General features: G+C 64.6%; 16 protein-coding genes. 6 read left to right on the top strand and 10 right to left on the bottom strand.

The features are described from left to right. The first annotated feature begins 71 nt into the window (after positions 1-71). Entirely contained in the window at positions 72-866 is a 795-nt protein-coding gene (locus AC72UB_RS02360; RefSeq protein ID WP_505188331.1) for a LytTR family DNA-binding domain-containing protein, read from the top strand. On the opposite strand, the gene pdeM is transcribed toward AC72UB_RS02360, so the two are convergent. Both pdeM and AC72UB_RS02370 read right to left on the bottom strand, forming a co-directional pair. Continuing rightward, complete coding sequence (gene pdeM / locus AC72UB_RS02365; protein ID WP_505188332.1) at positions 835-1,500, bottom strand: ligase-associated DNA damage response endonuclease PdeM; 666 nt, start codon at positions 1,498-1,500, stop codon at positions 835-837. The genes AC72UB_RS02360 and pdeM overlap by 32 nt on opposite strands. Positions 1,501-1,531: 31 nt before the next feature. Beyond that, positions 1,532-3,913, bottom strand: a complete 2,382-nt coding sequence (locus tag AC72UB_RS02370; protein ID WP_505188333.1) for a ligase-associated DNA damage response DEXH box helicase — start codon at positions 3,911-3,913, stop codon at positions 1,532-1,534. A gap of 162 nt (positions 3,914-4,075) precedes the next feature. On the opposite strand from AC72UB_RS02370, the gene AC72UB_RS02375 reads away from it, so the two are divergent. The 4 genes from AC72UB_RS02375 to AC72UB_RS02390 all read left to right on the top strand — a co-directional run bounded on the left by AC72UB_RS02375 (position 4,076) and on the right by AC72UB_RS02390 (position 8,478). Further along, positions 4,076-4,888: a TIGR00282 family metallophosphoesterase gene (locus AC72UB_RS02375; protein WP_505188334.1), complete on the top strand. Its 813-nt coding sequence runs from the start codon at positions 4,076-4,078 to the stop codon at positions 4,886-4,888. Then, complete coding sequence (locus AC72UB_RS02380) at positions 4,885-5,805, top strand: DMT family transporter (RefSeq protein ID WP_505188335.1); 921 nt, start codon at positions 4,885-4,887, stop codon at positions 5,803-5,805. The genes AC72UB_RS02375 and AC72UB_RS02380 overlap by 4 nt, the downstream gene beginning before the upstream one ends. Before the next feature lie 77 nt (positions 5,806-5,882). Beyond that, positions 5,883-7,661, top strand: a complete 1,779-nt coding sequence (locus AC72UB_RS02385; protein ID WP_505188336.1) for an SLC13 family permease — start codon at positions 5,883-5,885, stop codon at positions 7,659-7,661. A gap of 73 nt (positions 7,662-7,734) precedes the next feature. After that, a complete protein-coding gene (locus AC72UB_RS02390; protein WP_505188337.1) occupies positions 7,735-8,478 on the top strand; it encodes a YebC/PmpR family DNA-binding transcriptional regulator in 744 nt (247 codons plus the stop codon). A gap of 106 nt (positions 8,479-8,584) precedes the next feature. On the opposite strand, the gene AC72UB_RS02395 is transcribed toward AC72UB_RS02390, so the two are convergent. From AC72UB_RS02395 to AC72UB_RS02415, 5 genes are all read right to left on the bottom strand, one after another. Further along, complete coding sequence (locus AC72UB_RS02395; protein WP_505188338.1) at positions 8,585-9,766, bottom strand: MFS transporter; 1,182 nt, start codon at positions 9,764-9,766, stop codon at positions 8,585-8,587. Then, complete coding sequence (locus AC72UB_RS02400) at positions 9,763-11,241, bottom strand: carboxypeptidase M32 (protein ID WP_505188339.1); 1,479 nt, start codon at positions 11,239-11,241, stop codon at positions 9,763-9,765. Before AC72UB_RS02400 ends, AC72UB_RS02395 begins: the two co-directional genes overlap by 4 nt. After that, the gene (ctaA, locus tag AC72UB_RS02405; RefSeq protein ID WP_505188340.1) at positions 11,238-12,386 is read right to left on the bottom strand and encodes a heme A synthase; all 1,149 of its coding nucleotides are present in this window, start codon (positions 12,384-12,386) and stop codon (positions 11,238-11,240) included. Before ctaA ends, AC72UB_RS02400 begins: the two co-directional genes overlap by 4 nt. A 124-nt stretch (positions 12,387-12,510) precedes the next feature. Next, on the bottom strand, positions 12,511-13,752 hold the full coding sequence (locus AC72UB_RS02410; protein WP_505188341.1) for a lytic murein transglycosylase: 1,242 nt from the start codon (positions 13,750-13,752) through the stop codon (positions 12,511-12,513). A 140-nt stretch (positions 13,753-13,892) separates the two neighbouring features. Next, complete coding sequence (locus tag AC72UB_RS02415) at positions 13,893-14,666, bottom strand: RNA methyltransferase (protein WP_505188342.1); 774 nt, start codon at positions 14,664-14,666, stop codon at positions 13,893-13,895. Positions 14,667-14,791: 125 nt separating this feature from the next. On the opposite strand from AC72UB_RS02415, the gene AC72UB_RS02420 reads away from it, so the two are divergent. Further along, complete coding sequence (locus tag AC72UB_RS02420; protein ID WP_505188343.1) at positions 14,792-15,424, top strand: thiamine phosphate synthase; 633 nt, start codon at positions 14,792-14,794, stop codon at positions 15,422-15,424. 47 nt (positions 15,425-15,471) lie between these two features. On the opposite strand, the gene olsA is transcribed toward AC72UB_RS02420, so the two are convergent. From olsA to AC72UB_RS02435, 3 genes are all read right to left on the bottom strand, one after another. Continuing rightward, positions 15,472-16,293: a lyso-ornithine lipid O-acyltransferase gene (olsA, locus tag AC72UB_RS02425; protein WP_505188344.1), complete on the bottom strand. Its 822-nt coding sequence runs from the start codon at positions 16,291-16,293 to the stop codon at positions 15,472-15,474. A 10-nt stretch (positions 16,294-16,303) separates the two neighbouring features. Continuing rightward, on the bottom strand, positions 16,304-17,089 hold the full coding sequence (olsB, locus tag AC72UB_RS02430; protein WP_505188345.1) for an L-ornithine N(alpha)-acyltransferase: 786 nt from the start codon (positions 17,087-17,089) through the stop codon (positions 16,304-16,306). A gap of 139 nt (positions 17,090-17,228) precedes the next feature. Continuing rightward, the gene (locus AC72UB_RS02435; protein ID WP_463288931.1) at positions 17,229-17,402 is read right to left on the bottom strand and encodes a DUF3553 domain-containing protein; all 174 of its coding nucleotides are present in this window, start codon (positions 17,400-17,402) and stop codon (positions 17,229-17,231) included. Positions 17,403-17,407: the final 5 nt, after the last annotated feature.

The following is a 17,407-nucleotide window of genomic DNA, read 5'->3' on the forward strand; positions in this document are numbered from 1 at the left end:
CGCCTCCGGATTGATCAGAGTCGGATTCTCCGATATCTGGCAAAAAGGTGGTGTTTGGGTTCGGGGTTCGCATGTTGTCGTTCCGCAGGGAACTTCTGGCAGAGTTAAGGTCGCCTGTGCCGTTGGTGGCATGGTTGTGCCTGTCAGTTGTGGTGTCGATCATGGGGCCTTTTGGCAGCTATGGCGCGCTGACGTTGAGTGAGCGCGCCCTGTTCTGGACACCGCTTTTGGGCTTGGGCGTCGTGGTTGGCACCGCGATCAGAACCCTTGTTTCATGCCGTTTTTGGCCAGCGCCCAGCCTGAAAGCAAGCCTGCTGATCGCGGGTTTGAATGCGATTGTGCTGGCGCCGGCGCTTTATGCCCTCATCGTTCTGGTGGTGGCGGACAAGGTTCACGCCCATGTGCAAGGTGCCGAAATTGCGGTTCTGATCGCGTCGGTCTCACTGGGGATTTGCGCGTTGCGGATTGCAGTGAGCGGTGAGCCGAGCCAGACCGACACCGTGGGATCCGGCCCTGCGCCGCGGCTTTTGCGGCGGTTGGATCCTGCGATCTGTGGCGAGATTTGGGCAATCTCGGTGCGTGACCATTATGTGGATGTGCAGACGAGTGGCGGCAAGACCAGCCTGTTGATGCGGTTTTCCGATGCGATGGATGAGGTGGAGGATCACCTTGGCGCGCAGGTGCATCGGTCGCATTGGGTGGCATGGGGGGCTGTGACCACCGTCTGCCGTGAGGGCGGCAAGTTGGTGTTGCAGTTGCAAAGCGGTCAGCAGATTCCGGTGAGCCGCAACCACCGCGCCAAGGTGGACGCCCGGTTTCCGCCCGTGCCCGGTCTTAAGGCCGCCGAACAGCAGGGCGCGGCATAGGGATGGCGAGACATTTGTCGGGCAGCGTCAGGATCGCCCGCGCATCCGGCCCCATCAGCCCCTGAAGGGCGGCATCCTCGGCCCAGAGCCCGCCGGTGAAGGTGCCATAGGCGGGCAGAATTGCCCGCGTATCGTCGCACAGAAACGCCCGCCACGCTTTGCCCGCCAGCCGCGCCTTGGGGTGGTAGTGGCCCGAGATTTCATGGCCCGGCCCGCCGCCGATGTGGCGAAAGGTCAGCCCGTCGCGGGTGAGTTCCGCCAGATGGCTGCCGCCCAGATCGGTGGGGCCTGCGTCATGGTTGCCCTCGATCCAGATCCAGTCGCGCCCGGCCATGAGGCGGATGAGCCAAAGGCGGTCATCGGCGTCCATTCCCTCGGCGGCGGCGAGATCGTCAAAACTGTCGCCAAGGCAGACCACCACTCGCGCGCCGGTCGCTTCAAGATCAGCCTCAAGCCGCAGGAGCGTGGCGCGGGTCTCATAGGGGGGCAAGAGCGCGCCGCCGCGCCGCGCGAGGCGTTCGGATTTGCCGAAATGCAGGTCTGAGACGCACAAAAGCCGCTCCGCCGCCCAATGCAGCGCGCCGGAGGGCAGGGCGGTCAATCGCGCGGGGCCAAGGGTGAGGTCATAGCTCATGGCGCGGGTGTGCCCGGCTTGGGGCGGAAAATCAATCCAGACCCGCCGCGCGCAACAGGGCGCGGGCGGCATCCTCGGCCAGCCGTTCGCGGCCTTTGCCATCGACCGGGATTTTGCTGGGTTCCAGAAACAAGGGCGCGGCAAGGGGCGAGACGCGGGAGAGCCGCCGGGTGTCGATCCGGCCTTGGACGCGGGCCAGCATCTCTTCCAGCCGGGAGAAGTCGATCAAGCCGCGCATCGCCTCTTCGCGGGTCAGCCGCAGGAGGAGGTGGTCGGGGTCATGGCGGACCAGCGTGTCATAGAGGATGTCCGAGGAGAACGTGGCCTGCCGCCCGGATTTGCGGCGGCCTTGGTGGCTGCGTTCGATCAGGCCCGCCACGATGGCGACGTTGCGGAAGGTGCGTTTCATCACGGCGTTGCCCGAAAGCCAGCCCTCCAGCCCGTCGCGCAGGTCTGTCAGATCGAGCAGCGGGGCCGCGTCGAGGACCGGCTCCAGCCCCCAGATCAGCGTGGCATAGTCGGTGGCGACAAAGCCCAAGGGGGCAAGACCCGCCTCTTCCATCCGTTTCGTCAGCAAGAGGCCAAGGGTCTGTTGGGCGTTGCGGCCCGCAAAGCCGTAGACGCACAGATGCTCGCGCCCGTCTTGTGGGAAGCTTTCGGCCAGCAGGCGGTTGGGCTCTGGCAGGCGCGAGACCTCGCGTTGCAGGGCTAGCCATTCGGCGGTGTGGCGCGGCAGGTCTGGCCAGCGGTCTTGTTGGAAAATTTCAAGAATCCGGGCGGAAAGCAGGGTGGATGTGGCGAATTTTGTGCCATTAAACACAGCGACCTTGGGATCGCGCGCCGCAGCGCGGCTGACCTCAACGGTCATTTCGTGCAGGCTTTCATAGCGCACCACCTGCCCGCCGATCAGAAAGGTGTCGCCGGGCGACAGGGTGGCGGCGAAGGATTCCTCCACCTCGCCCAAGGGAGTGCCAAAGCGGCCCAGTCGCACCTTCAGCGTTTCGATGTCGATGATGGTGCCAAGATTCTGGCGGATCACGGCGGCGCTGCGGGGGTCGCGCAAGGACCACAGCCCGCCGCGCTGCATCAGCCGCTGCCAGCGGTCATAGGCGCGCAGTGCATAGCCGCCGGTGGCGACGAAATTCAGGCAGTCGTCGAACTCGGGGCGGGTGAGGGCGGCGTAGGGGCCAGCGGTGGTGACCTCGGCGTACAGGGTGGCGGCGTCAAAGGGGGCGGCGCAGGCGGTGGCGAGGATGTGCTGGCAGAGCACATCGCGCGGGCCGGGGCCGCGCGGCTCGCCGTCCAGCGTATGGGCGCGGGCGGCTTCCATCGCGGCTTGGCATTCCACCACCTCAAAGCGGTTGGCGGGCACCAAAAGCGCCTTGGAGGGCGCGTTGTAGCGGTGGTTGGCGCGGCCGATGCGCTGGACAAGGCGTTTGATGTTCTTTGGCGCGCCGACCTGAATGACCAGATCGACCGCGCCCCAGTCGATGCCCAGATCAAGCGACCCGGTGCAGACCACGGCGCGCAGGGCACCCGAGACCATCGCCGCCTCGACCCGTTCGCGCTGTTCGCGGGACAGCGAGCCGTGGTGGATGCCGATCGGCAGGTCTTCGCTGTTGGCCAGCCACAGGTGGTGGAAAAAGATTTCGGCCTGCGCGCGGGTGTTGTGAAAGATCAGCGTGGTCTGGTGGCGGGTGATCTGGTTCAGGATTTCCGGGATGGCGTAGCGCCCGCCGCCCCCCGCCCAAGGCGGCGGTGTGGCGGTGTCGAGCATGGTGATGTCGGGGTCTGGGCCGGGATCGGCGGTCAGGATCTGGGTGCCCGCGCCCAGATAGGCGGCGAGGGCCGGGGCATCTTCGACCGTGGCCGAGAGGCCCACGCGGCGCAGGCCGGGCGAGAGGGTTTCCAGCCGGGAGAGTGCGAGCATCAACTGATCGCCGCGCTTGCTTTCGGCGAGTGCGTGAAGTTCGTCCACCACGACGCGCTGGAGCCCGGCAAAGATGCGCGGGGCGTCTTCATAGCTGAGCAAAAGCGCGAGGCTTTCGGGGGTGGTGAGCAGGATATGCGGCGGGTCGGCGCGCTGGCGGCGGCGTTGGGTGTAGGTGGTGTCGCCAGTGCGGTCTTCGATCCGGATGGGGAGGTTGGCCCCTTCGACCGGGCGGCGCAGGTTGCGGCGGATGTCGGCGGCGAGCGCCTTGAGCGGCGAGATGTAAAGGGTGTGGAGGCCCTGATGCCCGCCCGCGAGTTCGGCCAGCGAGGGCAGAAACCCCGCCAGCGTTTTGCCGCCCCCGGTGGGCGCGATGAGCAAGGTGGAGCGTGCCGCCCCGCGCGCCAGCATCTCGTGCTGATGGGGGTGCAGGGTCCAGCTTTGGGCGGCGAACCAGTTTGACAGGGTGGGGGGCAGGGTCATGGGCCATAGATAGCCTGTGCAGGGCGGACCGCAACTCCTCGTCGGTCTGCGACCGCGCGTCGTGGGGGGCCTTGGGGCATGGGCAACGAGCGGTCGAAGACCGACGAGGCGCGTCGCTGGTTTGCTTGCGTTGCCGCGCGGGGCAGCCTAAGGCTTCGGCCCATGAAACTGATGTTCCTTGGCGATGTGATGGGCCGCGCGGGTCGTGCGGCTGTCACCGAATTCCTGCCCGCCCTGCGCACGCGTTGGGGGTTGGATTTTGTCGTCGTGAATGGCGAGAACGCGAGCCAAGGCGCGGGGCTGACCACGGAACATGCGAGGTTGCTCCTGCAAGCCGGGGCCGATTGCATCACCCTTGGGGATCATGCCTTTGACCAAAAGGACATGATGCAGTTTGCAGAAACCGAACATCGCATCATTCGGCCGCTCAACTTCTCCAAGGTGGCGCCGGGGCGCGGCTACAAAATTTTCGACGCCACGTCGGGGCGCAAGGTTTTGGTGGCGCAGGTCTTGGGGCAGGTCTTTATGAAGCGGCCCTTTGATGATCCGTTCTCGGCCACCGAGGCGATTTTCAAGACCCACCGGCTGGGCGCATCGGTGCAAGCCGCCATTTTGGATGTGCACGCCGAGGCGACATCCGAGAAAATGGCGATGGGTCATTGGTGTGACGGGCAAGCCAGCCTTGTCGTCGGCACCCACACCCATGTGCCGACCGCCGACCATATGATTCTGCCCGGCGGCACTGCCTATCTGACCGATGCCGGGATGTGCGGCGATTACAACTCGGTCATTGGCATGGAAAAGATGGAGCCGTTGCGCCGCTTTATCACCGGCATGTCGCAGGCCCGCTTTGAACCCGCGAGTGGCCCGGCCACGCTGTCGGGCGTTTACGTCGAAACCGATGACCGCACCGGAAAGGCCACCCGCATTGTGCCGGTGCGTCAGGGCGGACGACTGGAGCCTGTTGGGCCATGACCTTTGCATCCCTTGCCACGGGCAAGACACCCTCGCGCGCGGGCTATGCGATTATTCTGGCGCTGATCGGCATTGGCTGGGGGTCGACCCAGCCCCTGGGCAAGATTGCCGCCTCGACCGGGCATCCGCCCTTTGGGCTGATCTTCTGGCAGCTTGTGGTCTGCGTTCTGGTGTTGGGGGCCCTGACCCTTGTGCGCGGCAAGCGCTTGCCCTTGCACCGCAAGGCGCTGGAGTTTTACGTGGTGGTGGCCTTTTTGGGCACGCTGATCCCGAACTACACCTTCTATGTCTCGGTGGCGCGCCTGCCCTCGGGCATCATGTCGATCATCATCGCCACCATCCCGCTGATGGCCTTTCCCATTGCGATGGCGCTGGGATTGGACCGCTTTAGCCTGCGGCGGATGATTGGGATTCTGCTGGGCCTGTCGGGGGTTTTGCTGATTGTGCTGCCGCAAACCAGCCTGCCGGATCGGGCGATGGTGGCGTTTTTGCCCATCGCCATGATTGGCCCGTTCTTTTACGCGCTGGAAAACACCTATGTCGCTGCGCGCGGCACCCAAGGGATGGATGCGATTCAGGCGATGTTCGGTGCGTCCATCGCCGGGCTGGTGTTCTGCGCGCCGGTCATGCTGGCCATGGGCCATTGGTTCCCGATGCCCCTAAAGCCCGGTCTGGCGGAATGGGCGTTGATCGCCTCATCGGCCCTGCATGCCCTGCTGTATGCCAGCTTTGTCTGGCTTGCGGCGCGGGCTGGGTCGGTCTTTGCCTCGCAATCGGCCTATTTCACCACGGCCTCGGGGATCGTCTGGGCCATGGTGCTGTTGGGCGAGCGGTTCTCGCCTTGGGTTTGGGCGGCGGCGGCGGTTATGCTCTGCGGCTTGGCGCTTGTTGCGCCGCGTGAGCGGCCCTCCGCTTAACTCGACTAAGTTAGTAGATATTATATTCCCATGATGCGGGAGTCGCGCTAAGGTTGCCGTCCAGACCGGAGGCATCCATGATCGGACTTGACCTGAGCCAAGGCGCGCAAGCGGTGATCGCGCTGTTGATCCTGTGCGGCATGTTCGTGATGTTCCTGCGCGAAACCTATGCGGTTGAGGTGGTGGCGATTGGTGGTGCCACGCTGATGCTGATCCTTGGCATTTTGCCGATGGAGAGTGTCGGCTCGGTTCTGTCGAACAACGCGCCTTGGACGATTGCGGCGATGTTCATCATCGTGGGTGCCTTGGTGCGGACGGGGGTTTTGGAAACCGTCGGCCAACTGGCCGCCCGCAAGGCCGAGGCGCATCCTGCCTTGACCTTGGTGACCTTGGGCCTTGGGGTCACGCTGGCCTCGGCCTTTGTCAACAACACCCCCTTGGTGGTGGTGATGCTGCCGATTTTCATGCAGCTGGCCAAACAGCTGCAGATGTCGCCGTCCAAGCTGCTGATCCCCTTGTCTTACATGACCATTCTGGGTGGCACGGTGACGATGATCGGCACTTCGACCAATCTTGTGGTGGATGGCGTGGCACGCGCCCAAGGGCTGGAGCCGTTCGGGATCTTTGAGCTGACGCCCGTGGGCCTGATCGTGGCGGCGGCGGGGCTGGCTTATCTGGCGTTTTTCGCCAAACGCTTGTTGCCGGATCGTGACTCGATGTCGGCGCTGTTGTCGGACCGTAAGGGGATGAAGTTCTTTACCGAAGTGGCCATTCCCGAAGGGTCGGCCTTTATCGGCAAGAACCCGGGTGAGGTTGACCTCTTTTCGCGCGGGGGGGCGCGGGTGATTGACGTGCTGCGCGGGGATCTTTCGTTGCGCCGCGACATGGCGGGGGTGGTGCTGGTCGAGGGTGATCGTGTGGTGCTGCGCACGCCGATGGCCGAGCTTTTGGGGCTGAAGGACCACAAACAGTTGCGGCAGGTGGATGAGCTGTCGTCGGTGCAGACCGCCACGGTGGAGGTCTTGATCACTCCGGGCTGTCTGATGGTGGGGCGCAGTCTTGGCCAGATGCGCTTGCGGCGGCGCTATGGGGTTTATCCTTTGGCGGTGCATCGGCGGAATCAGAACATCGGGCGGCAGTTGGATGATCTGGTGGTGCAGGTGGGTGATACCTTGCTGTTGGAGGGCGCGCCGTCCGATATTCAGCGGTTGGCGGCGGATATGGATATGGTCGATGTCTCGCATCCCTCTGAGCGCCCCTATCGGCGCAAGCATGCGCCCATTGTGGTGGTGGTGCTGGTGGCGGTGGTGATCGGGGCGGCGCTGAACATTGCGCCGATCCAATATCTGGCCTTTGTCGGCGTGGGGATCGTGCTCTTGACCCGGGCGATTGACGGCGATGAGGCGCTGGCCTCGGTCGATGGGCGGCTGATGGCGCTGATCTTCGGGATGCTAGGGGTTGGGGCCGGGTTGGAGCATTCCGGCGCGGTGGAGCGGGTCGTGGAGTTTGTCGCGCCCTTTATGCAAGGCATGGCGCCGTGGCTCTTGGTGCTGTCCGTCTATGCGCTGACTTCGTTTCTGACCGAGGTGGTGTCGAACAACGCGGTCGCGGTCATCGTGACGCCGATTGTCATTCAGCTGGCCCATACGCTGGGCGTCGATCCGCGCCCCTTGGTCATTGTGGTGATGATCGGCGCCTCGGCCAGCTTTGCCACGCCGATTGGCTATCAGACCAACACGCTGGTTTACGGCCCCGGCGGCTATACCTTTATGGACTTCATCCGTTTTGGTGTGCCGATCAACGTGATCTCGGCGGTGGTCGTGACCATTGCGGTGCCGCTCTTGTATGACCTTTAGGGTGCGGGGGTTGCCGCCGGGGGGGCGGCTGGTGTAGACGACCCCATCACCGAGATTACCGGAGTTTGAGGTCATGGCTGGCCATTCCAAATGGGCGAACATTCAGCATCGTAAAGGCAAGCAGGACAAGCTGCGCTCGAAGATGTTTTCCAAGCTGTCGAAGGAAATCACCGTCGCGGCGAAGATGGGCGATCCTGACCCCGACAAGAACCCGCGTCTGCGTCTGGCCGTGAAGGCCGCCAAGGCGGTGTCTATGCCGAAAGACGTGATCGACCGCGCGATCAAGAAGTCATCGGGTGGCGATGCGGCGGATTACACCGAGATCCGTTATGAAGGGTACGGGGTGAACGGGATTGCGATCATCGTAGAGGCGATGACGGATAACCTGAACCGCACCGCGTCGAACGTACGCAGCTATTTTTCGAAGTGCGGCGGCAATCTGGGGCAGACCGGGTCGGTTTCCCACGGCTTTGACCGGGTGGGCGAGATCTCCTATCCCGCCAGCGCCGGATCGGCCGATGATGTCATGATGGCCGCGCTGGATGCGGGGGCGGATGACGTGGAATCCGATGAGGAGGGCCACTGGATTTACTGTCAGGTGGAAAGCCTATCGGAAGTCTCTGACGCTTTGGAAAAGGCGCTGGGGGAATCTGAAGAATCCAAGATCATCTTCAAGCCGCAGACCCGCACCGATGTGGATCTGGACACGGCGCAAAAGCTGATGCGGTTGATCGACATGCTGGAAGAGGATGACGACGTGCAGTCGGTCACCCATAACTTCGATATGTCTGATGAGGTTGCGGCCCAACTGGGCTGAACCTGCTTCGATAAGGTTGAACAGGCGCGCCCCACCCGGCGCGCCTTTTTCATGTCTGCCGCCTCCCCTCCCCCTTTGTGGGGAGGGGCTGGGGGTGGGGGGTGCGTCAGGACTGCCGGTTCGGCAAGATCCACAGCCCCAAGGCCATGGCCGCCGCCGCCATTGACAGGCCGGCGGCATAGATCAGGCCCGGCCCGCCGACGCCGAGAAGAGCGGCACCAACAGACGGGGCGGCGGCGGAGGCGAGGATGGGCGACACCGCCACCGCGCCGGAAATGGTGCCAAAGCCGCGACGGCCCAGATGGTCGGCCACCAGCATGGGCCGCAGGTTGGACAAAAGCCCCGCACCTGCGCCTTGCAGCATGGCAAAGACGAAGATCAGTGCGGGAAGCCAGCCCGCCACCCACAGGATCACGCCTGCGACGAGGACAGAGGCCAGCGACCAGAGGCTCGCGCGCGCGTTGGATAGCCGCGAGGCAAAGATCAACAGGACCGCGCGTCCGGCCACTTGGGAGGGACCGATGCAGGCCGCTGCAATCGTGGCCATGGCGACGCTGGCGCCGCGGTCTTGGAACAGCATCAGGATAAAGGTCAGAAGAATCCCGTGGTTCAGCCAGACCAGCGCGAAGATGGCTGAAATGCCCCAAAAGGCCGGGCGGCGCAGCGCATCGTGCAGCGCTCCGGGTTCGGGCGGGCTGCGGCGCGGGGCCTCGGCGCGCTCCATGCGGCGCAGGGTGCGCACGGCCCAGGCGTTGACGGGAACCGCGCCCAGAAGGATCAGAAGGCCAAAGCCGATCAGCGCGCCTTGGGCCCCGAAATTGTGCGCCATCAGCGCGCCTAAGGGAAAGGTGACCGTGCCGGAAAAGCCCGCGACCAAGGTTACGCGGGTGATGGCAAGGCGGGCATCGTCGCCCAGGCGGCGTGTCAGGAAGGCAAAGCAGGTTTCATAGAGGCAGGTGGCCTGCACTGCGCCGAGAAGCGCCCAGATCAGCAGCCACCAGACAAGGCTTGGTGCCCAGCCAAGGGCCGCCACGCCAAGGGCGGCAAGGATCGGGGTATAGGTCAGCATCTCGCCGCCCCAGCCCCTGTCAACCCAGCGCCCGGTAAAGGGGGTGAGGGCGGCCATCACCAGAAAGCCCAAGGTCGGCCCGGCGGCGAGTTCGGCGGCGGTCCAGCCGGTCTCGGCCAGAAGATCGGGCAGGATGGCCGGGAAGGCGTAATAGACCCCGGCATAGGTAAGCGTCTGGCCGACGGCCAGCGCCCAGACCGGGGCGTTGGCGCGGCTCACAGCCCGTAGAGGCCAGCGAATTTGGCCTCCAGATAGTCGAGAAGCGGGCCTTCGTGGGGATCAAAGCCGCAGGCATGGGCGATGGTGTCGCGGGGCGTGCGCAGCCCCCCGTGGCGTTGCAGGGTCTCGCGCAGCCAACCGGTCGCGGCAGAGGTGTCGCCCTTGGCCAGTTGGTCGTCAAGATCCGGCACGGCCTTGCGCAGCGCCTGATTGAGGCAGCCGGCATAGACATTGCCCAAGGTATAGGTCGGGAAATAGCCAAAGAGCCCGCAAGACCAATGCACATCCTGCAGCATGCCATGGGCCGGGCGGTCGACGGCGACGCCGAAATCGGCCTTGAAACGGTCATTCCAGGCGGCCTCAAGGTCTTTGACCGCAAGGTCACCCCGGATCAGCGCGCGTTCGAGATCAAAGCGCATCATGATGTGCAGGTTGTAATGCACCTCATCGGCCTCGGTGCGGATAAAGCCGGGCTGCACGCGGTTGACGGCGGCGTAGAAGGCTTCGGCGTTGGGCATGTCAAAGGCGCCAAAGCGGTCGTGCATCTGGGCGAACATCCAGCCGGTGAATGCGCGGCTGCGGCCAATCTGGTTTTCATAAATCCGGCTTTGGCTTTCGTGGACACCCATCGAGCAGCCGTGGCCGATCGGGGTCATGGCGTAATCAGGGTCGATGGCCAGCTCATAGCTGGAATGGCCGACCTCGTGGATGGTGGAGTAAAAGCAGTTGAAGGGGTCAGTTTCCACCACGCGGGTGGTGATCCGGCTGTCGCTGCCACCGCCCGAGGAGAAGGGATGCACCGCAAGGTCGATGCGGCCGCGCGACCAATCATAGCCAAAGGCGGTGGCCAGATCACGGGACATGCGGAGTTGGCTGTCGGTGGAGAAATGGCCGACGAGCGGGGCCGGGGCCGGGTGGGCCAGCACAGCCTCACGCAGGGCCACGAGACGCGGGCGCATCCGGTCAAACATCGCGCCCAAGCTTTCGGCGGTGGCGCCGGGTTCATAGTCATCGATCAACGCGTCATAAAGATCGCCGCCCGTGGCCAGCGCGGCGGCCTCTTCGCGCTTCAAGGCCAGCACTTCGGAGAGGGTGGGCAGGAAGGCCGACACGTCATCGCGCGCGCGGGCCTCGGCCCAGATGCCTTGGGCGACGGATGTCAGCCGCGCCAGTGCCTCGGCCAGATCGGCGGGAACCTTGGTGGTGCGGTCATAGCTGCGGCGGATCAGGCGCAGTTGCGCGGCCCCGGCTGGGTCGGGGGCCTCAGCCGCCTCCAGCCAGTTGGCGATGCGCGGATCGGTGCGCCGCGCGTGGAGGACCCCCTCCATCGCCGCCATTTCCTCGCCGCGCTGATCGGCAGCGCCGCGCGGCATCATGGTTTCCTGATCCCAGCCCAGCCGTTCGGCCACTAAGGACAGCGCCTCGGTCTGGCGCTGGAAGGCCATGAGATCGGCGAAGGCGGTGGTGTTGGTCATGCTGTGCCCTTTGCGATGGACCCTGCGACCGGATAAACCGACAGGTGCCGCGCCCGGATGATGAGAACCCACAAGATCACCGCGCCAATCTGGTGGGTGATGGCGATGTGCATATGCGCTGCCGTCAGGACGGTGATGATGCCAAGGACCATCTGCGCCACCAACATGGCCATGACGGCATGAAAGGCCCCGCGTGTGGCGGCATGGGCCGAGTGCCGCCCGCGCAGCCAGACGACGATGCCGAAGGCAAAGAGAAGATAGCCCGCCATCCGGTGCATGAACTGCACCAGCCCCGGGTTTTCAAAGAAGGCATGCCAGACCCCGCCACCGCCCGGCACATAGAAGGCGTCCGCCGGGAAGAACTGGCCGTTCATGTCGGGCCAAGTGGGAAAGCCGCGCCCGGCGTCAATGCCCGCGACCAAGGCCCCCAGCAGGATTTGCAGGAAGGCGAAATGCATGAGCCCGGTGGACAGGCCCACCAGCTTGCGCTCTGAATTGCGCCGCGCCTGTATCAGGTTGGTCTCGGATCGGCCCAAGAGGAACACATACCACGCGATCAGGCCAAGGATGACAAAGGCCAGCCCCAGATGGGTGGCCAGCCGGTAGGACTTCACATCCACCTGCTCGCCCACCAGCCCCGATGACACCATCCACCAGCCGATGGCCCCTTGCAGCCCCCCGAGCGCACCAAGGCCCAACAGCCGCCCCGTCCAGCCCGGTGGAATGGCGCGGGCGACGAGGAAGCCGACAAAGCCCACCGCCCAAACCAGCCCCACCACGCGGCCCAACTGCCGATGCGCCCATTCCCACCAGAAGATGACCTTGAAGGCCTCCATCGACATCTGGCTGTTTTGCAGCTGGTATTCCGGGGTGGCCTTGTATTTGTCGAACTCGGTGACCCAATCGGCCTCAGAGAGCGGCGGGATGGCGCCGGTGACGGGCTTCCATTCGGTGATCGACAGGCCAGAGTCGGTCAGCCGGGTCAGGCCGCCCACGGCGATCATCATGGCGACCAAGAGGAACAGCGTCACGAGCCATGCCCGGATGCCGCGCCGCGCGCCCTTGTTGCCTTCGATCAGCCCACCCTGCGGGGCCGCCTGTGCGGTTGCCCCAACCTCTTCAAACAGCTTGCGCTTTTCGGCCATGCCCGTCCCCTTCACGTCTTGGGCAGAGTCTAGGCCCGCCGCGAGGGGCCTTCAAGGGCTGGTGCCGCGAAACCACAGATTGCCCTGCGTCATTCCGCCCCGGATCGGGCAAGGGCGTGCGCGATCAGCGGAAACGGCGCAACAGATCCAACGACGGCTCGCCGGTCACGGGCAGGCCAGAGGCCTGCTGATAGGCCGAGATGGCCGCCTTGGTCTTGGTGCCGATCACCCCGTCGGTGCCGCCGGTGTCATAGCCCGCATCGGTCAGCGCGTGTTGCAGCGCTTGGCGGTCGGCCATGGTCATGCCGGTTTGGTCCGGGCCCCAATCGGCCTGCACAGCCGGACGGCCCAATAGCCTGTCGGACAGGTGGCCGACGCCGATCGCATAGCTTTCGGCATTGTTATAACGCAGGATGACGTTAAAATTCTGGGTCTGAAGGAAAGCTGGGCCGCCGACGCCCTTCGGCGCGATGATCGACCCGCCCTCGGGCACCGCGCCGCCGGTGGCCGAGGTGACGCCAAGGGCGGCCCATTCGCCCGCTGACTTGCCCTTGCCGCGCCCCAGAAGGGCTGGGTTAAAGTCTGATGGCAGCCACACTTCACCGCCCCAAGGCAGGCCGCGCTGCCAGCCGGAATTCTTAAGATAGGCGGCGGTAGAGGCGAGGGAATCGGTTGGATCCTCGCTCCATATGTCGCGCTTGCCATCGCCGGTGAAATCAACGGCATAGGCCAGATAGGAGGTCGGGATAAACTGGGTGTGGCCCATCGCCCCGGCCCAAGACCCGGTCATCCCGCGCGCCGAGACATCGCCATTGGCGATGATCTTCAGGGCCGCAATCAACTGGCTTTCAAAGAACGCGCCGCGCCGCCCGTCATAGGCCAGCGTGGCCAGCGCCGACACCACGGGCACATTGCCGCGCCTTGTGCCGTAAAAGCTTTCCAGCCCCCAGACGGCGGTCACCACATGGGCCTCGACCCCATAGCGCGCCTCGATCCGCGACAGGACGGCCCCATATTGGCGCAGCTTGTCTTGGCCCATGGTCACGCGTTCGGGCTTGGCGGCGATGGCGAGGTAATCTTCCAGTGTGCGGGTGAACTCTGTCTGGTTGCGGTCACGCTCCACCACATCGGGCAGAAAGCCGGCCGATCCCATCGCGTCACTGATCACCCCGGCCGGGATGCCGCGCGCTGCGGCGCGGGCGCGAAACCCCGCGACCCAAGCGTCAAACCCAGCATTGGGCACCGGGCGCATCACGGTTTCGGCCTGTGCGGCCCCAACCGGCCCGCGCCCGCCCCCACCAACGCAAGCCGACAGCCCCGCCGCGATCAACCCCATCACCGTTACCCGCCGCGTCACTACCCGCATCACTCGCCCCATACCCGTGGTCCTTCGTCTGACCCTATCGCAGAACCCAAACAGTTTGAATCGAATTTGGTTTCATCTTGGCCCAAATACTCAAATCCGCCGATAGGGCCGGGCGCGCGGGTGCAAGCTGGGTTGTGCGCTTAATCGCCTTGCTGGCGCAGTTTATAGGCGATCTGGCGCAGCATGCCGTGAAAGGTTTGCACCTCGGCCCGCGTCAGGTTCAGCCGCGCCCACATGTTGCGCAGGTTGAGCCGCATGCCGGCGGACTTGGTGGGGGGAAAGAAAAAGCCCGCCGCGTCCAGCCGCTCTTCGAAATGATCGCCGAGCTTTTCCACCTCTTCGCGGTTGGCAAACTCGGTGCGGGCCAGCATCATGATTTCGGGTGGCACGTCGATCTGTTGGCGGCCCCATTCATAGGCGACCAACAGCGCGCATTGGCCAAGGTTGAGACTGGAGAAATCGGGGTTTGTCGGCACGGTGACGATGACATTGGCCAGCGCCACATCGTCGTTTTCCAGCCCTGTCCGTTCGGGGCCAAAGAGAATGCCCACCTTCTTGCCCGCCGCCGCCATCTCGCGCACCATCTGCATCGCGCGTTCGGGCGTGACCACGGGTTTGACCATCTCACGCTTGAGCCCGGTCGTGGCAAAGACGAAATCGCAGTCCGCAATGGCACGCGGAACGTCAGGGAAAATCCCGGCCGCGTCCAGCACGCGGCCCGCGCCCGAGGCAAGGGCGTTTGCCTTCGGGTTGGGCCAGCCGTCGCGCGGCTCGACGATCCGCATCCGGTCTAGCCCGAAGTTCAGCATGGCCCGCGCGGTCGCCCCGATGTTCTCGCCCATTTGCGGGCGCACCAGAATGAAGGCGGGCTGGATCGGCGCCGGAATTGTCGTCTGGCTTTTGGCTTCGGTCATGGGCGGCGCCTTTGTGCGGGATTTTCCCGCCAGATACGCCATCTGCCCCCCTCTTGGAAGGCCAGCCCCCGATAGCCAAGCCGAAAAAAGGCTGATAAGCCGGGCGGATGCCGAAGGAGCCTGACATGTCCGCCACCCCCGCCGTTGAAGATCGTCCGCAGATCACGCTGATCACCCCGCCCGCCTTTGAGCTGGAGGTGTTTCCCGACCAGCTGGCGCGGGTGCTGGACGGGGTCGAGGTGGCCTGCGTGCGGTTGGCGCTGGCGACCAAGGATGAGGAGATGATCCTGCGCGCGGGTGATGCCTGCCGCTTGGTCGCGCATGAGCGGGACGTGGCGATTGTCATTGAAAACCATGTGCTTATGGTCGAACGTCTGGGTCTTGACGGCGTGCATCTGACCGATGGCGCGCGGTCGGTGCGCAAGGTCCGCAAGGATCTTGGGGCCGATGCGATTGTGGGGGCCTTTTGCGGCACCTCGCGCCATGAGGGCATGAGCGCGGGCGAGGCTGGGGCCGATTATGCCGCCTTTGGCCCCTTGGGCGAAACCGCGCTCGGCAAGGGCGAGCGGGTGGAGTTTGATTTGTTCGAATGGTGGAGCCAGGTGATCGAGGTGCCCTCGATCGCCGAAGGCGCGCTGACGGCCGAGTTGGTCGCGAAATTCGGCCCCGTCACCGATTTCTTCGGGGTTGGCGAAGAAATCTGGGGCGCAGAGGATCCGGCGGCGGCGCTGAAGGCGTTGATGGCCCCCTTGGGCTGACACCCCTCGAGGAGAAGCCGCAGGCGCCCGACGAGAGCTTCGGCAGATCAGCCTTCGGCCAAGGGATGGCTCGTGCGGATCACGCGCTCGCAATGCGCGGCCAATTCTTTGCGGCTGGGAAAGGCGTCCACCGGCACTTCGGGGTGGAAGATCACCTCGACCCGGCCCTGCCGCCGCGCCGCCAGTGTGAGCAGCAGATGCGGGCCAAATTCCATATTGCCCCACCAGCCGTAAAAGCGCGGGTCCTTCTCGGGCGGGGCGTGATAGACCACGGTCACCGGCTGAATGAACAAGACCCGGTCCAGCCCGTGGGTGTAAAACGCCTGAAACAGCGAGGATTTGAACGGCAGGACGCGGATCGCGTCGGTGCTGGTACCTTCGGGGAAAAAGCAGAGGCGGTGACCGGCGCGCAGTCGCGCCTCGAACACCTCTTGCTGGGCTTTCGCCTCGGTGCCCTTGCGGTTGATAAACACCGTGCCGGTCGCCCGAGCCAGCCATCCGATGGCAGGCCATGAGGCCACTTCGGATTTTGACACGAAATAGATGCGCTGGGCCGCGTTCAGCGCGAAGATATCCAGCCATGACGCATGGTTGGCCACCACCGCACCCTTTTGGCGCATCGGTTGGCCCCGCACGATGATCGGCATGCGCAGGATGACAAAGGCCGCGCGGCAGACGAATTGCGTGATGAAGGGGGTGATGGGCCGTTGTTGCCCGAACAGCGGCCGTTCGATCAGCCGCAAGAGCAAGAGAAGCAAAAGGCCGCCATAGGTCACGGCGCCCAGCGTCAACCCGCGCAGCGCCACCAACGCCCAGCCAAGAAGCCCGGGCTTTGCAACCACGATCGGTGCGTCACGCCAGTCCGTCATGCCGTGTGCCTCACGCTCGATCGCCCTGCTTGCGGATCCAGAAGGCGCGGTGCTTGTCGCTCATCCGTGCGGTGTCAAGCACGAGGCAGACGTCTGTGGTGTTGAAGGCGTGATCGACAAAGGCGCCCTGGCCGACAAATCCGCCCAGCCGCAGATAGGCGCGGATCAGCGCCGGGGTGCCGGCCACGGCGGCGCGGCGGTCAAGCTGATCGGCGGGGATGATGTCCATCGCCACGGCATGGGGCGGCAGGGCGCGGACTTGCAGCTCGGGCGGGGCAATGTGGTGATGGGCGAGATAGGACAAGGGCTGTGCCAGTGCCGCCACATCGGTGCCGTGGAACGAGGCGGCCCCGAACAGAATTTCGATATCGCGTTCCAGCACATAGGCGGCCAGCGCGCTCCACAGTTGCAGCATGGCGCTGCCGCCGCGATAGGCCGGATGCACGCAAGACCGCCCCAGTTCCACCAGCTTGCGCCCGGTGGATTTCAACGCGCTGAGGTCATATTCGCTTTCGGAATAGAAGCGACCGGCGCTGAGCATCCGGTCCGAGGGCAAAAGCCGGTAAGCCCCCACCACATCATCGAGATGCGTCGCATCGCGGCGGGTGTCGATCAGAAGAAGGTGGTCGAAATGCGGGTCAAACGCGTCGATTTCCAAAAGCCGGTCATGGTCGATCAGGGGGCCATTGGCGCCCAGTTCCTGCACGAAGACTCGATAGCGCAGCCGCTGCGCGGCGCGCAGATCGCGGTCGTCACGGGCAAGCCGCAAGACAAAGGCGCTGTCGTCGTCCGTCATTCCTGCTTTTTTCCTGCCCCGATCGGCTTCGGTTCTAGAACCGGGCTGCGTGCAATGCAACTGCGGCTGCCGGTCAGAGTGGCTGGTGCGACAAATGCAATCCAAGGTTGCATTAAGGTCTTCTTAACCCAATACTGGCTTAAAGGCCGAAAACGGGGACCAGATCGATCTGGTTCAGGTCAATCACCTGTTTTCCGGCGTGTTCGAAGTTCACGGTAACGCGGTTGCCTATGTTGGATTGCACCTGACCAAGGCCCCAATCGGGCTGGGCGGGGTGCCGCACCAACATGCCGGGTTCCAAAAGTGCTGCCATCTCAG

It is taken from the genome of Allotabrizicola aquatica (SeqCode), assembly GCF_965194375.1.
Lineage (GTDB): Bacteria > Pseudomonadota > Alphaproteobacteria > Rhodobacterales > Rhodobacteraceae > Tabrizicola_A > Tabrizicola_A aquatica.

Excerpts from the sequence above, each read along its gene's own strand:
- AC72UB_RS02360 (WP_505188331.1), top strand. The coding sequence starts at position 72 with ATGTTGTCGTTCCGCAGGGAACTTCTGGCAGAGTTAAGGTCGCCTGTG.
- AC72UB_RS02380 (WP_505188335.1), top strand. The coding sequence starts at position 4,885 with ATGACCTTTGCATCCCTTGCCACGGGCAAGACACCCTCGCGCGCGGGC.
- olsA (WP_505188344.1), bottom strand. The coding sequence starts at position 16,293 with ATGACGGACTGGCGTGACGCACCGATCGTGGTTGCAAAGCCCGGGCTT.
- pdeM (WP_505188332.1), bottom strand. The coding sequence starts at position 1,500 with ATGAGCTATGACCTCACCCTTGGCCCCGCGCGATTGACCGCCCTGCCC.
- AC72UB_RS02400 (WP_505188339.1), bottom strand. The coding sequence starts at position 11,241 with ATGACCAACACCACCGCCTTCGCCGATCTCATGGCCTTCCAGCGCCAG.
- AC72UB_RS02410 (WP_505188341.1), bottom strand. The coding sequence starts at position 13,752 with ATGCGGGTAGTGACGCGGCGGGTAACGGTGATGGGGTTGATCGCGGCG.
- AC72UB_RS02370 (WP_505188333.1), bottom strand. The coding sequence starts at position 3,913 with ATGACCCTGCCCCCCACCCTGTCAAACTGGTTCGCCGCCCAAAGCTGG.
- AC72UB_RS02390 (WP_505188337.1), top strand. The coding sequence starts at position 7,735 with ATGGCTGGCCATTCCAAATGGGCGAACATTCAGCATCGTAAAGGCAAG.
- AC72UB_RS02415 (WP_505188342.1), bottom strand. The coding sequence starts at position 14,666 with ATGACCGAAGCCAAAAGCCAGACGACAATTCCGGCGCCGATCCAGCCC.
- olsB (WP_505188345.1), bottom strand. The coding sequence starts at position 17,089 with ATGACGGACGACGACAGCGCCTTTGTCTTGCGGCTTGCCCGTGACGAC.
- AC72UB_RS02435 (WP_463288931.1), bottom strand. The coding sequence starts at position 17,402 with ATGGCAGCACTTTTGGAACCCGGCATGTTGGTGCGGCACCCCGCCCAG.
- AC72UB_RS02375 (WP_505188334.1), top strand. The coding sequence starts at position 4,076 with ATGAAACTGATGTTCCTTGGCGATGTGATGGGCCGCGCGGGTCGTGCG.
- AC72UB_RS02385 (WP_505188336.1), top strand. The coding sequence starts at position 5,883 with ATGATCGGACTTGACCTGAGCCAAGGCGCGCAAGCGGTGATCGCGCTG.
- ctaA (WP_505188340.1), bottom strand. The coding sequence starts at position 12,386 with ATGGCCGAAAAGCGCAAGCTGTTTGAAGAGGTTGGGGCAACCGCACAG.
- AC72UB_RS02420 (WP_505188343.1), top strand. The coding sequence starts at position 14,792 with ATGTCCGCCACCCCCGCCGTTGAAGATCGTCCGCAGATCACGCTGATC.